Consider the following 13835-nt stretch of genomic DNA (forward strand, 5'->3'; position numbering starts at 1 on the left):
CCCTGCTTGCGACGCCGGCGGCTAACTCATCGCACCTCCCGCGCATACGGCGCCACGGTGATCCGGTCGATCAGCGGTGCGTAGCGGGAGCGGAGCAGTACTCCCGGGAAGGTGTCCGAGGCGTAGGTCGTGCCGTCGAAGTTCGGCAGTTCCTCGGAGCGGAAGGCGATCGTGTTCTGCCCCTTCTTCAGCTGGACCGGGACGGTCAGTTCCCAGAAGTTGTCCTGGTGGAAGGTGTGCGGGAAGTTGACGCGCTGCATCGTGCCGCCGTTGACGGTGAGGTCGGCGTGGCGGGCCAGCGGGTCCGGGTTGTAGTGGGTGGCCTCGGACTGTTCGGGGTTCGAGTAGCGGATGCGCAGGGCGTACAGGCCGGGCTTGTCCGCGGCGACGGTGAACGTCGCCGTGTTGCCGTTGCCCGGGTCGCCGCCGATGCCGGTGATCGCCGTACCGTCCGTCGCCAGGGGCAGCGAGGTCAGCGTGGTCGAACCCGCGAGCTTGGCGTCCTGCGCCTCGTACGTGCGCGCCTTGAGCGTGCCGTCGGTGGGGGTGACCGTGAGCCGGTCGACGAGGGTGGCGGCCGAACTGCCGGTCACCGTCACCTTGTTGAGGCCGCCCGAGAGGGAGACGGCGACCTCGTGCCTGGCCTTGTTCACGTGCAGGACGTCGTGCCCGTTGACCGCCAGGCGTGCGTCTGCGGCGCCGAGGGTGTCGACGTCGAGGGTGGCCTCGCGGTCGGCGGGGGAGTAGACCCAGAACGTGGCGGTCTGGCCCTTCGCGAGCCGGGCCGCTCCCGAGCCCGTGGCGGGGGTTCCGGCCTGCTTCGGCAGGTCGTAGACGGGCCGCGCCCCGCCGCCCAGCCAGGCCAGTTCGCCCTCGTGGACCTCGGTGGCCGCCGACGGGTCCGGCAGGGACAGGGTGAGGCGGTCGACGATGGCGTCGCCCTTGGTGGTGCGCTTGCCGTCGAGGCTCTTCGCGGCGAGCGTCAGGGTGTGCCTGCCCTTGGTGAGATGCACCTTGGTGTCGGTGTGGTCCCACACCACCCACTTGTAGCCGAGCGGCAGGTACAGCTCCTGCTCGCTGTCCGCCTTGCCGTCCACGCGCAGGAAGACGTTGGTGGGGCCCTGCTCCTTCACCTTGTCGAAGGTGTTCAGGGAGTTGGCGAAGGCGCTCAGGTCGTACGTGCCGTCCTCGGGGACGTCCACGGCGAAGTCGAGTGTGACGTCCGAACCGGTGCGCAGGCCGCCGACGTCGTAGCCGCCGGAGGTGTAGAACTTCGACACGTCGCTCGTCGAACCCTCGGGGCCGTTCTTGGAGTAGCCGGACCCGGTGTGGGCTGCGTCCTCCGCCTCGTACGACCCCTGCCAGCGCACGGGCGCGGACTGCGTGCCCTTCGCCTTCCCGGCCGGGCTGAGGACGATCTCGTACGCCGAGGACTCCCTCAGCGTCGGCAGTGTGCCGTCGCCGAAGTCGACAACGGCCGTCCCGTCGTCCCCGACCTTGAGGTTCGTCTCCGTCAGCAGCTTCGGGCCGGAGTTGTCGCCGACCTGCCCGCTCCAGTCGATCTCCCGCACCCAGGCGTGGACCTGGTCCCCGAAGACCTTCTTGGGGACTCCTGCGAAGGTGATGTGGCCCTTCCCGGTCGAGCCGCCGAAGATCAGCCGGGCCTGCTTCTTCTTCTCGTCGAGGGTGGCCACGCCCTGCATGGTGTAGTTCTGGCCCGGGAACGGCGGCGTCACCTTCACGGTGTGCCCGCTCATCGAGGCGTACGAGTGCAGCAGCCACCACTGGCCGTTGCCGCGGTTCGACTGCACCGCGGAGTCGGAGAGGTTGCCGTCGATGTTCCAGTACGCGATGTCGGCGTCCACCTTGGACTCCTCGATCGCGGACACCCACTGGATCATCTGGCCGGGGACGGAGGTGTGGTAGTTGAAGGCGTACTCGTTGATGTTGACGGGGAGGTGGGTTCCTTCGCGGGCGGTTCCCTTGAACAGGTCCTTCTCCCACGCCCGGTACTTGGCGACGCTCTCGCGCACCGCCTCCGGGTGGCTCAGCTCGTGCCAGGTGATCACGTCCGGGAGGGTGCCGGCGGCCAGTGTGTGGGTGAGGAAGCCCTTCACCTGGTCGTACAGGACGCTGGTGTTGGGACCGGCGACGCGGGCGTCGGGCATCTTGCCCTTGATGAGCTTGTAGGCGGAATCCCAGGCGGCGAAGTAGTCCTTGGGGGCGTTCAGCCAGCTGACCTTGTTGTAGCTCCACTCGCCGGTGCCGAACATGTTGCCCTCGGGCTCGTTGAACGGCACGAAGACGATGTTGTCCTGGTACTGCTTGGGCAGCTTCAGGACCTGGTCGACCTGCTTGGCGATCTTCTCCTCGTAGAGCTTGAGCTTCTCCTCGGGGGTGGCGCCGGGCCACTCGTACGGGAAGCCGCGGTGGATGTCCGTCATGTAGATGTACACGTCACCGTCGGTGGAGTCGGCCAGCGGCTTGACCACGTCCAGAGCGTCGGCACCCGGGTGCTGCGGGCCGTCCTGCGCCTTGGTGGAGACGGTGCGCAGTCCCATGCCCTCGAGGAGGTTGTTGGTGGGGACGTCCGGTCCGTACACGCCGTAGAGGGTGCCGGAGGCACCGCCGTGGAACGTGCCGGTGTCCGAGCCGAGATCGACGGTGAGGGCTCCCTCGCGGACCACGGTGACGGTCGCCTTCACGGCCTGCCCGGCGGCGGTTCCGGCCACCGTGAAGGTGCCCGGCTGGGCGTACTTCCCGGCCGGTACGGCGTCCCAGGTGACCGGTGTGTCGCGGTCGTAGCCGTCGGAGAAGGAGGAGCGGACCGAGGCGGGCAGGGAGGGGGCCGTCCCGGTCGTCGTGCGGACCTCGAAGGACGTCTGCGAGAGCTGCTGGAGAGTGGGAAGGGTCCCGACCGTACCGGCCACCTGCTCGGCGGTGAGCGCCGAGTGCCAGACCGTGAAGTCGTCGACCGCGCCCTTCAGCAGCGGGTCCGGGTAGAAGGACTTGCCGATGTAGCCGGCCGCGGTGGCCGAACCGTCCAGCAGATCCTTGGCCTTGACGTTCGTCGCGGAGGCGGAGACCGCCACGCCGTCGAGATAGGTCGTGACCCGGTGGGCGGCGGTGTCGAGGGTGACGGTGACGGTCCGCCAGCCCTCGGCGGGCAGCGGCGCGTACCCGGATACCTGCGCCTCCGCGCCCCCTCCGCCGGTGGTCACGGCGGTACGCAGCACGCTGCCGTTGTACGGCGTCGTGAACAGGTACTTGGTGGTGTCGGTACCCAGATCGAAGATGCGCTGCCAGGCCGACTTGTCGCCGCTCCACTTCACGCGGGCCGAGACCGTCAAGTCGCTTGCGTCGCCCAGGACTTCGCGGGGGAGGCGGACATACGCGCCGTCCGAGGAGGGTGCCCCGCCGGGCAGGGACAGCGCCTTGCCGCCGTCCGGGCCCGCGACGGACTGGGCGGTGGAGCCGTTCACCAGGGTCGCCGTCAGCCCGTTGCCGGAGCTGTCGGTGATCCCGCCGGAGGCGAGGTCGTCCTGGTCGAAGGTGTAGTGGGCGGCGGGCCGGGGCGTATCGGCTGCCTGCGCGGGTACGGCCGGTGCGGCCAGCAGGCCCGCACCGAGAGCCAGCACCATGGCGGCGGGGGCCCGGCGCCGGGCGGATCTGTCAGCGGATGGCATGGATTGCGTCCTCAATCCTTGTGTATCGGCGTGACGGCGTATCGGCTTGTCGGTGTGTCGTCTCGTGCGTCGAACCGGTTCGATCCCGTTTCGCCGCAGACGTGAGGGAGCTCGTCCCGTCGGCTGGGGCGGAGACTTCACCTGCCCGGAGAGGGGATGGAACCGGCCCGCGGTCGTCGGAAGGATCACTTCATCGAACCGGTTCGGCAAGCTAGCACCGGAAATCCCCGGCCAGCAATCCCCTGGACAGGAAGAAAACGGGACCTTCGAACGGACTGGAAAGTGTCGTCGGAGGTGTTGACAGGGGCCTGGTCAGTTCCTACCTTCACTTCACGCGAACCGGTTCGACAACCGGCTCTCGCTCTCCGTTCCAACCCACATCTTCACGTCCGGCGAGTACTCTCTCCACCGAGCACTCGAACCGGTTCGGGCAAGGATTTCGCGCAAGGAGCCGCCGTGAACATCGGAGAGATCGCCCGCCGGGCCGGTGTTTCGCGGAGCACCGTCTCGTATGCGCTGAGCGGCAAGCGTCCGGTCTCGGACGACACGCGTCGGAAGATCCAGGAGGTCATCGACGAGCTGGGCTACCGGCCGAACGCGAGTGCGCGAGCCCTGGCCAACGGGCGGACGAGCACGATCGGTCTGGTGTTTCCGCCGGCCGGGAACCACTACACCGGTATGCAGCTGGACTTCATCGGCAGTGTGGTGGAGGCCGCCGCGGCATACGACTACGACGTGCTGCTCTCCCCGAGCGGTGTGGACAGCGACCGCTCGTTCCAGCGGCTGCTGGGGGAGCGGCGGGTCGACGGCGCGATCCTGATGGAGATCAGGCTGGAGGACGACCGGGTGGACCACCTGGCCGCCCTGGGCTTCCCCTCGGTTGCCATCGGGCGTACCGCCCATCCGGAAGGCGGCTGGTGGGTCGGCCTGGATCACACGGCGCTGGCGGCGGCGTGTGTCCACCACCTGGCGGACCTCGGCCATCGCCGCATCGCCTTCGTCAACCGGCCCGAGCAGCTGTTGCGGGCCGGGTACGAGTCCGCGCACCGGGGGCTGGAGGGGTTCACGAAGGCCGCGGCCGAGCGTGGGCTGACGGTGCGGACGTATAGCTGCGGGGACGACGCCGCGTCCGGCCAGGCCTGCCTGGAACAGATCCTGCGCGACGACCCGGCCACCACCGGCCTGGTCACGCTGAACGAGGCCGCTCTCGGCGGTCTCTACCGGGGGCTCGCGCATGCGGGCCGTCATGTGCCGCGCGACTTCTCCGTCACCGGTGTCGTCGCCAGCCGCTGGGCCGAGACGGTGACCCCGCAGCTCACCGCGGCCGACGTACCGGCGGAGGAGATGGGCCGACGCGCCGTCGACCTGCTGGTGGAGCGGCTCGACCATCCCGACGCACCGCCCCGCCACCATCTCCTCGCCCCGCCGATCTCCCTACGGGCCAGCACCGGGCCCGTTACCGCGCCCTGACCGCACATCCGTAGTACTCCACAACTCACCTCACTTCACCTGACGTTCACAGCGCTCGACAGGGCTGCGTCCGTCGTGCCCGCCTCTCCTCGCCACGCCAGGACAGGCCTGTACCACCCATGCCTTCACCCACCCATGCCTTCACCCACCCGTGCCTTCGGCACCCGCATGCCCAGAACAAAGGAACCCTCGCCATGAACACCTCCTCCAGACAGCGTCGTCTGACCGCCGCGGCCGTGACCGCGCTCGCCGTGGCCGTCTCCGCCACTGGCTGTTCCTCCGGCTCGGGCAGTACCGACACCAAGGGTGCCGGCGGCGGCACGTACACGATCTGGGACCCGTACCCGCAGTTCGACAAGACCTCGGACTGGGCGAAGCTGCTGGACCAGTGCGGCACCAAGGCCGGCGTGAAGGTCAAGCGGACCGCGTTCGACACCAGCGACCTGGGCAACAAGACGCTGCTGGCGGCGCAGCAGGGCAATTCCCCGGACGTCCTCATCGTCGACAACCCGGTGGTGTCGACGCTGGCGGAGGCGGGGGTGCTCACCACGACCGACGACAACAAGCTGGACACCTCCAAGGTGGACCCCAACCTGCTCGCGGCCGGCCAGTCGGGCGGCAAGACCTACGGCACCCCGATCGGCGCCAACACCCTGGCCCTCTACTACAACAAGGAGGTGCTGAAGAAGGCCGGGGTGGACGTCGCCTCCATCAAGGACTGGACGTCGCTGACGGCGGCGCTGGCCAAGGTCAAGAAGGCCGGCAAGAAGGGCATCACCTTCTCCGCGATCGGCACCGAGGAGGGCAGCTTCCAGTTCCTGCCCTGGTTGTGGGGCGCGGGCGCCAAGCTGACCGAACTCGACTCGGCCCGGGCCGTGTCCGCGCTGTCGCTGTGGAAGGACTGGCTGAAGCAGGGCTACGCCCCCAACTCGGTGCTGAACAACACCCAGACCACCAGCTGGCAGGAGTTCGCCAGCGGCGACTACGCGTTCGCCGAGAACGGCACCTGGCAGCTGGCCAATGCCAAGAAGGCCGGTTTCGGCTACGGCGTGATCCCGGTCCCGGCGGCTGCGGGCGGCACCGCGGCGGCCCCGACCGGCGGCGAGTTCGTGACGGTCCCGGTCCAGAAGGACACCGGCCGCTACGCCACCTCGCAAAAGCTGGTGACCTGCCTGACCAGCGGCGACAACCTCAACGCCACCGACACCACGCTGTCCTACGTGGCGCCCACCAGCGAGGTCCAGGACAAGCAGGTGGCCGCCAGCGCGGACCTGAAGCCGTGGGTCGAGGCGGTCAAGGCGGCCAAGGGCCGCACCAGTGACGACCTGGGCACCAAGTACCCCAAGATCTCCGAGCAGATGTGGAAGGCCGTCCAGTCCGCCCTCAGCGGCTCCAAGTCTCCCGAGGACGCACTGAGTTCGGCGCAGGCCGCGGCCAAGTGACGTGTGATGTGAGCCCGATGAAGCAGACGACTCATCCGCCGGACCACCGGCCCGCGGACGCCCGGAACGGGGCGGCCACCGCCGCCGCCCCGCCCCCGGCCAGCGGCAGGAAGCGCCGCCGTCCGACCTCCCAGCAGTGGGCGGCCTGGGGCTTCCTCGCCCCGGTGACCCTCTACCTCGCCCTCTTCTACGCCTATCCGCTCTACCGCAACCTCGACCTGAGCCTGCGCAACTACACCGTTCGCTCCTTCGTCCAGGGCGACGCCCCCTTCACCGGGCTGGAGAATTACCGGAAGGTCTTCGACGACCCGACCTTCGCCCCGGCCCTGCTGCACACCGCGCTCTTCACCGCCGTCTGCCTGGTCTTCCAGTACGCCATCGGGCTCGCCCTCGCGGTCTTCTTCAACCAGCACTTCCGCCTCTCCGCCACCCTGCGCGCCCTGTTCCTCGTGCCGTGGCTGCTGCCGCTGATCGTGTCGGCGTCCACCTGGTCGTGGATGCTCAACACCGACTCCGGCATCGTCAACGCCGCCCTGCACGCCCTCGGCATCGGCCCGGTCAACTGGCTGACCTCACCGACCTGGTCGCTCACCTCGGTGATCATCGCGAACATCTGGATCGGCGTCCCCTTCAACCTGGTCGTGCTCTACAGCGGCCTGCAGTCCATCCCGGCCGGCCTGTACGAGGCCGCAGCCCTGGACGGGGCGGGTGCCTGGCGCCGGTTCTGGAGCATCACCTTCCCGCTGCTGCGCCCGGTGTCCGCGATCACCCTGCTGCTGGGGCTGGTCTACACGCTCAAGGTCTTCGACATCATCTGGATCATGACCAAGGGCGGCCCCGCCGACTCCTCCACCACCTTCGCCACCTGGTCCTACCAGCTCGGCTTCGGCAATCTCCTGCCGGCCTTCGGCCCGGGTGCGGCCGTCGGCAACCTGCTCGTGGTCGCCGCGCTCGTCTTCGGGCTGGTCTACGTCCGGGTGCAGAGAAAGCAGGCCCTGTCATGAGCCGCATCCGCAGGCGTACATGGGGAAAGACCACGACCGGCGTCGTACTGACCGCGATCATGCTGTTCCCGGTGTACTGGATGATCAACGTGTCCCTCACCCGCGACCAGGACATGCGCAAGAGCCCACCCGGCCTGCTGCCGGTGCACGGCACGCTGGCCGGCTACCGCACCGTCCTGGACGAGCAGTTGCCGTACCTCGGCACCAGCCTCGTCATCGGCCTGGGCACCGTCGTTCTGACCGTGCTCCTGTCCGCCCCCGCCGGCTACGCGCTGGCCAAGCTGCGCCCGCGCGGCGGCGGCCTCCTCAGCTTCGTCCTGCTGGCCGCCCAGATGATTCCCGGCATCATCATGGCGATGGGCTTCTACGCCATCTACCTCCAACTCGGGCTGCTCCAGTCCGTTCCCGGCCTGATCGTCGCCGACTCCACCCTGGCCGTCCCGTTCGCGGTCCTGATCTTCACCGCGTTCATGTCCGGCATCCCCGGCGAACTCCTCCAGGCCGCACAGATGGACGGGGCGAAGACGCTGCGCACCTTCTGGTCCGTGGTGCTGCCGATGAGCCGCAACGCCGTCGTCACGGTGTCCCTGTTCGCGTTCCTGTGGTCCTGGTCCGACTTCGTCTTCGCCAGCACCCTGGTCAACGGCGGCTCCCACGAGCCGATCACCCTCGGCATCTACCACTACATCGGCAACAACAACCAGCAGTGGAACGCCATCATGGCCACCGCCGTCGTGGCCTCGCTGCCGGCTGCGGTGATTCTTGTTCTCGCCCAGCGGTACGTCGCGGCCGGCGTCACCGCCGGTGCGGTGAAGGACTGAGCGGTCCGCCCGAAGTGCCGCGATGGGCCGTCGGTCGTCTGCGGCTGCGTCGTGGCTGGTCGCGCCCGCGCGGCGGTAGCCGCAAGTCAGACACAGCCCCGCGCCCCTGCGGGGCGCTGTCCTCCCCCGGCCTGCATAGAGCCCTCCGTTGTCGCCTCCCTGCTCCAGAAACGAGTCACGCCACATGACCGCCGCCCGAACCGGCCCGGCCTTCTCCGTCCACGACATCCCGTTCAGCACCTGCGGATCCTGGTTCGACATCTCGCCCGTGATCGCGGAGAAGACGTACGCCGAGGACCTCCACCTTGTCTCGCACCAGAACGGCATGCACGGCGTCCTGCGCCTGGTCCCCCTGAACCCGGCGAACGGCGACCGAGCCGCGACCCGCGTCGAGGCGACGCCGGGCCTGCTCAGCTGGATCGGCGAGAGCGGGCGTGTCGACCTCGCCTACGAGTCGCCGGACACCGTACGGCTGCGGGGGAGCGGCCTGGGCATCGGCGTCTTTGCCGCCGCGCAGGCTCTGACCCCGTTCAGCGGAACGTACTTCTTCCACGACCCGGCCGCCGACGCGCACGTCTTCACGTCGTACGAGACCGGACGCCGCTACCGCGTCACCGTGCTGTCCGGCTCGCTTGCCGAGGCGGCCGGAACCCAGGCCCTGGGCAGCGCCGACCGCGGTCTGGCCATCACCGCGGAGGCGGACGGCGGTTGGGAGGTCGCGGTCGAGGAGCTCGACACCGCCCGCCCGCCGTACGTGTCCTCGGCGGCCTTCGACGAGATCCTGGCGAGGGCACAGGGCGCGTTCGCGGACTTCGTCGACGCGGTGGCCCCCTGGCGCTCGTCCGCCACGCCGGCCGCCGAACTCGCCGCCTACGTCGTCTGGTCGGCGACCGTAGGGCCGACGGGCCTGGTCACCCGGCCCGCCGTGCTGATGTCCAAGCACTGGATGGACAAGGTGTGGAGCTGGGACCACTGCTTCAACGCCCTTGCGCTGGCGCCCGGTTCGCCGGAGCTGTCGCTGGATCAGTTCCACCTGCCTTTCGACCACCAGGACGCCGCAGGCGCCCTGCCCGACTCGGTCACCCACTCCGAGGTCCTGTACAACTTCGTCAAGCCGCCCATCCACGGCTGGGCCTTCGGCCACCTGCGCCGCCGTCTGCCGACGCCTCTCGACCGGGCTCAACTCACGCAGGTTTACGCCCGGTTGGAGGGCTGGACGAACTTCTGGCTCACCGCACGACGAGCCCCGGGGGCCGAACTGCCCTACTACCAGCACGGCAACGACAGCGGCTGGGACAACGCCACCACTTTCGACCCCGAGCGGGTGGTCGTCACCGCCGACCTGGCTGCCTTCCTCGTTCTTCAACTGCGTGAACTCGCCGGACTGGCTGAGGAGTTGGGCAATGCCGAGGCGGCGCGCCGATGGACGGCCGTGGCCGAGGAGACGCAGACGGCGCTGCTCGACCAGCTCTGGACCGGCGAACGGTTCGTCGCCCGGGGAGCCGCCGGCGGGGACACCTGGAGCAGCGCCAGCCTCCTCGACCTGATGCCCATCGTGCTCGGCGAGCACCTGCCCGGCGAGGTCAGCAGCGCGCTGGCCGACCACATCAAGGCCCACCTCACCCCGTACGGCCTGGCCACCGAACTGACCACCTCGCCGCACTACCTCGCCGACGGCTACTGGCGCGGCCCCATCTGGGCTCCCGCCACGGTCCTGGTCGAGGACGGCCTGCGCCGGGCCGGCCACCACCGGCTCGCGGACGACGTCAGCGCCCGTTTCCGCGCCCTGTGCGAGACCCACGGGTTCGCCGAGAACTTCGACGCCCTCACCGGAACGGGCCTGCGCGACCGCGCCTACACGTGGACCGCCAGCAGCTACCTCCTGCTGGCCGAAGCCCACGCACACCGGGGCGGCCGCTGACCGGCTGCCTTACGCGAGCTCCGGGGGCCGTTCAGTCCCCGGTCCTTTCCCCCACCCTGTTAGGAGCCGCACAATGAAGTCGCTCTCCTCCGCACCGCCCGGACGCGCATCGCGCACCAGACGTCGAGCCATCTCGTCCGCGGCCGTCCTCCTGGCCACCCTGGCCGCCACCCTGGTGCCCGCCGGCCCGTCACAGGCCGCGGACACCACCGTCGCCGTCGACTTCTCCGTCGCCGGGGGCGCCCCCACCTACCGCGCCTCGGGCATGATCTACGGGCTGACTCCCGACGGGTCGCTGCCGCCGGACCACTTCTTCAAGGACATCAAGTGGCACTTCGAGCGGGCCGGCGGCGCCCAGCTCAACGGTGGCGGCTACGCCACCAGCCTCGCTGACTACCAGACCCGCTGGAACGCCACCCTCGCCCAGTACAAGCGCACCAAGGCGCTCGGCGGCACGTTCGTCATCCTGCCGCACGACCTGTGGGGCGCCGACGGCACCACCAGCCAGGGCTTTCCCGGCGACAACGGCAACTGGACGCTGTTCGACAACTTCGTCAACCAGCTCATCTCCGACGTCAAGGCCAACAACATGACGGTGGAGTGGGACCTGTGGAACGAGCCGGAGCTCAGCGGCTTCTGGGGCCGGTCCCAGAGCCAGTATCTTCAGATGTGGTCGCGGTTCCACGCCGCCGTGCGGGCCAACCTCCCCGGTCAGCTCATCGTCGGCCCCAGCATGGCCAACCCGCCCAGCTCCTCCAACACCTGGTGGACCACCTACCTGAACTACGTCAAGGCCAACAACGTCGCCCCCGACATCTACAGCTGGCATGCCATTCCGCACGACCCCGTCACGGCCGTCAGCGGCGCCAACTCGACCCTCGCCGCCGCGGGCCTGACCAACACCCGCCCGTACCAGATCAACGAGTACGCCGGGCGGGAACAGCAGAACCCCGGTGGCGGCGGCTGGTTCATCAGCCGCCTGGAGCGGGCCGGCGCCGACGGCCTCCGCTCCAACTGGGGAGGGGGCCCCAGCCTGCACGACTACGCGGCCAACCTGCTCACCAAGAACAGCTCCGGCCAGTACCTGCCGCTCGGCGAGTGGTTCCTCTACCGGTACTACGGCTCCCAGACCGGAAACATCGTGAACCTCACGCCCGGTACGAACACCGACGGGCTGGCGACCAAGGACAACACCGCGCGCAACGCGAAGATCCTGCTGGGCAACAACGGCAACACCGGCAACGTCACCGTCAGCCTCAACCGTCTCGACACCACCTCGGTCGTGGAGAACAACCGAGTGCGCGCGATAGTCCAGCGCATACCGAACAACAGCGGCGGCGCGGTGACGGGTCCGGTGACGGTCTCCGACCAGACCCTGACCGTGAACGGGAACTCGGCTTCGGTGAACGTGCCGTGGACGGACGCCGCGGACGGCTACACGGTCACGCTGCTACCGCCTTCGAACACGACCGTCTCCACCGTCGCGGTGGCCCAGCACAGTGGTCAGTGCCTGGACGACACCAACCTGAGCACCACCGACGGCACGCAGTACCAGCAGTACTCCTGCGAGGGCGGCTACCAGCAGATGCTGGACTTCAAGCCGGTCGCCGGCCGGGCGAACACCTACACCATCGTGAACGAGCACAGCGGTAAATGCCTGGACGTCTCGGGCGCTTCCACGGCCGACGGCGCCGCCGTCATCCAGTGGACCTGCAGCGGCAGTACGAACCAGATGTTCACCCTCAACCCGGTCACCGCGCTCGGCAACAGCAAGGACTACCAGTTGGTCGCGGTGCACAGCGGCAAGTGCGTGGACGTCAGCGGGGTCTCGACCACACCCGGCGCGCTGATCCACCAGTGGACCTGCGACCCGGCGAGCGCACTGAGCACCAAGAAGAACCAGATCTGGCGGCTCCTCGGCAAGAGCTGACGGAGCTTCTCAGACGTGTGGCCGCCCGGTGTCGCCGCCGGACGGCCACACGAGCTGTGCGCAGGGCGCCGAGGCCGGGCGTGCGCACCACTCGTGGAGCACACCGACTGCTCCGAACGACTGATCTCCCGCCGCCGGCCGGGCTCATACGACGCACAGTGATTGTCCTGCCGCCGTGATCCGACTGAGCTGGTCACGCCTGAAACGCTCGCGCACTCACCTCGAGGAAGGCGAAGATGACCCGTTCGACTGCGGTCCCGCGCCCGATCCGTCCGCTCCGTGTGCTGCGGCTCGTCGCCGTCGTGCTGTATCTGGTGGCCGCCCTCCTCGTCGGCAGTGCGACACCGGCCGCCGCACTGACCAAGCCCGTCATCAACGGGCCCGTGTTCAACGACCCCCTGGGTACGCCGACGCAGCAGGGCGCGATCTTCACCCAGCTCATCCGGCTGATCGACGCGACGCCCGCCGGAGCGACGATCCGCGGCTCGATGCACGAGTTCCAGGACCAGGACGTCGCCGACGCGCTGCTCGCCGCCCACCGGCGCGGCGTGAACGTCAGGATCATCGTCGACGACTCGACCTATGTGGACGGTGGCAGCAAGGAGTTCCCCAATCCGGCCTTCCAGTCGCTGCGGGCGGGGCTCGGAACCAACGACGCCGCCCGCTCCTGGATCGTCGTCTGCGACGACAAGTTCGAGGATCAGGACGGCGTGGACGACGTCGAGCGCGGCTGTCTGAGCGTCGCCCCGCCCGAGCCGGCCTACAACCACAACAAGTTCTTCATCTTCTCGAGGATCGGGCCCTTCGACGACGGCACCAGCTACTCGAAGGTGGTCTTCCAGACCTCCTCGAACCTCTCCGACTGGTACAAGGTCGAGTCCTTCAACGACTCCGTGACCTTCGCGAACGGCGCCGTGTACGACGGCTACGCCTCGTACCACGAGAAACAGCGCACCGCGCGCGCACTCCGGGGCGGCAACAACCACGTGTACTTCTCCACCCCGACCGGCTCGGCCTACCGGGGCTTCTTCTTCCCACGCGGTGACTCCTCGTACAACAACCCGGCCACCGACACCATCGTCAACTCGCTGAACGAGGTCAGCTGCGCTTATACGGGCACGGACGGGAAACGGCACCAGACCGACATCCGCATCGTGATGCACAGCTTCCAAGGCTCGCGCGTCCAGGTCGCCGACAAACTGGCCCAACTGCGCGGCAGGGGCTGCTGGATCGACATCGTCTACGCCGAGAGCGACTCCAAGATCACCAACAAGCTGACCGCCGCCGGCATCCAGCACCGCAGGTGCCGTATCCCCAACGGCCCGGGAATCGACGTCCGTCCGCACAACAAGGAGATCCTCATCGACGGCTCCTTCGGCGGCGACATCACACCGCGCGTCTACACGGGCAGCGCCAACCTGACCGGGTCGTCGCTGCGCTCGGCGGACGAGGCGATCGTGCGGATCGCCAGTGCGTCGTACCACGCCAAGTACCTGAGCACGTTCTACAAGATCCGCTCAGCCTGCGGCGGTTGACGGGCCCCGGTGCTGCCCCATCTCGG

8 protein-coding genes are annotated in these 13835 nt (G+C 68.8%); 7 read left to right on the forward strand and 1 reads right to left on the reverse strand.

Going from position 1 to position 13835, the window contains the following annotated elements; translation table 11 throughout:
• Nucleotides 1-26: 26 nt before the first annotated feature.
• Nucleotides 27-3641, reverse strand: a complete 3615-nt coding sequence (locus tag EDD92_RS40780) for a LamG-like jellyroll fold domain-containing protein (protein WP_123970769.1) — start codon at nucleotides 3639-3641, stop codon at nucleotides 27-29.
• A gap of 501 nt (nucleotides 3642-4142) precedes the next feature.
• Here EDD92_RS40780 and EDD92_RS40785 point away from each other — a divergent pair.
• From EDD92_RS40785 to EDD92_RS40815, 7 genes are all read left to right on the forward strand, one after another.
• Complete coding sequence (locus EDD92_RS40785) at nucleotides 4143-5156, forward strand: LacI family DNA-binding transcriptional regulator (RefSeq protein WP_123968933.1); 1014 nt, start codon at nucleotides 4143-4145, stop codon at nucleotides 5154-5156.
• A 194-nt stretch (nucleotides 5157-5350) separates the two neighbouring features.
• Nucleotides 5351-6598 (forward strand): extracellular solute-binding protein, encoded by a 1248-nt coding sequence (locus EDD92_RS40790; RefSeq protein ID WP_123968934.1) that lies wholly within the window; start codon nucleotides 5351-5353, stop codon nucleotides 6596-6598.
• Nucleotides 6599-6615: 17 nt separating this feature from the next.
• Nucleotides 6616-7602 carry a carbohydrate ABC transporter permease gene (locus EDD92_RS40795; protein WP_123968935.1) on the forward strand — a complete coding sequence of 329 codons (987 nt, stop codon included), beginning with the start codon at nucleotides 6616-6618 and terminating at the stop codon, nucleotides 7600-7602.
• Nucleotides 7599-8423 (forward strand): carbohydrate ABC transporter permease, encoded by an 825-nt coding sequence (locus EDD92_RS40800; protein ID WP_123968936.1) that lies wholly within the window; start codon nucleotides 7599-7601, stop codon nucleotides 8421-8423. Before EDD92_RS40795 ends, EDD92_RS40800 begins: the two co-directional genes overlap by 4 nt.
• A gap of 184 nt (nucleotides 8424-8607) precedes the next feature.
• The gene (locus tag EDD92_RS40805; protein WP_123968937.1) at nucleotides 8608-10344 is read left to right on the forward strand and encodes an amylo-alpha-1,6-glucosidase; all 1737 of its coding nucleotides are present in this window, start codon (nucleotides 8608-8610) and stop codon (nucleotides 10342-10344) included.
• A gap of 73 nt (nucleotides 10345-10417) precedes the next feature.
• The gene (locus tag EDD92_RS40810) at nucleotides 10418-12274 is read left to right on the forward strand and encodes an RICIN domain-containing protein (RefSeq protein ID WP_260327127.1); all 1857 of its coding nucleotides are present in this window, start codon (nucleotides 10418-10420) and stop codon (nucleotides 12272-12274) included.
• Between the two features lie 236 nt (nucleotides 12275-12510).
• Nucleotides 12511-13809: a phosphatidylserine/phosphatidylglycerophosphate/cardiolipin synthase family protein gene (locus EDD92_RS40815; RefSeq protein WP_123968938.1), complete on the forward strand. Its 1299-nt coding sequence runs from the start codon at nucleotides 12511-12513 to the stop codon at nucleotides 13807-13809.
• Nucleotides 13810-13835: the final 26 nt, after the last annotated feature.

It is taken from the genome of Streptomyces sp. TLI_185, assembly GCF_003814765.1.
Lineage (GTDB): Bacteria > Actinomycetota > Actinomycetes > Streptomycetales > Streptomycetaceae > Streptomyces.

Excerpts from the sequence above, each read along its gene's own strand:
- EDD92_RS40810 (WP_260327127.1), top strand. The coding sequence starts at position 10,418 with ATGAAGTCGCTCTCCTCCGCACCGCCCGGACGCGCATCGCGCACCAGA.
- EDD92_RS40795 (WP_123968935.1), top strand. The coding sequence starts at position 6,616 with ATGAAGCAGACGACTCATCCGCCGGACCACCGGCCCGCGGACGCCCGG.
- EDD92_RS40790 (WP_123968934.1), top strand. The coding sequence starts at position 5,351 with ATGAACACCTCCTCCAGACAGCGTCGTCTGACCGCCGCGGCCGTGACC.
- EDD92_RS40815 (WP_123968938.1), top strand. The coding sequence starts at position 12,511 with ATGACCCGTTCGACTGCGGTCCCGCGCCCGATCCGTCCGCTCCGTGTG.
- EDD92_RS40780 (WP_123970769.1), bottom strand. The coding sequence starts at position 3,641 with ATGGTGCTGGCTCTCGGTGCGGGCCTGCTGGCCGCACCGGCCGTACCC.
- EDD92_RS40805 (WP_123968937.1), top strand. The coding sequence starts at position 8,608 with ATGACCGCCGCCCGAACCGGCCCGGCCTTCTCCGTCCACGACATCCCG.
- EDD92_RS40800 (WP_123968936.1), top strand. The coding sequence starts at position 7,599 with ATGAGCCGCATCCGCAGGCGTACATGGGGAAAGACCACGACCGGCGTC.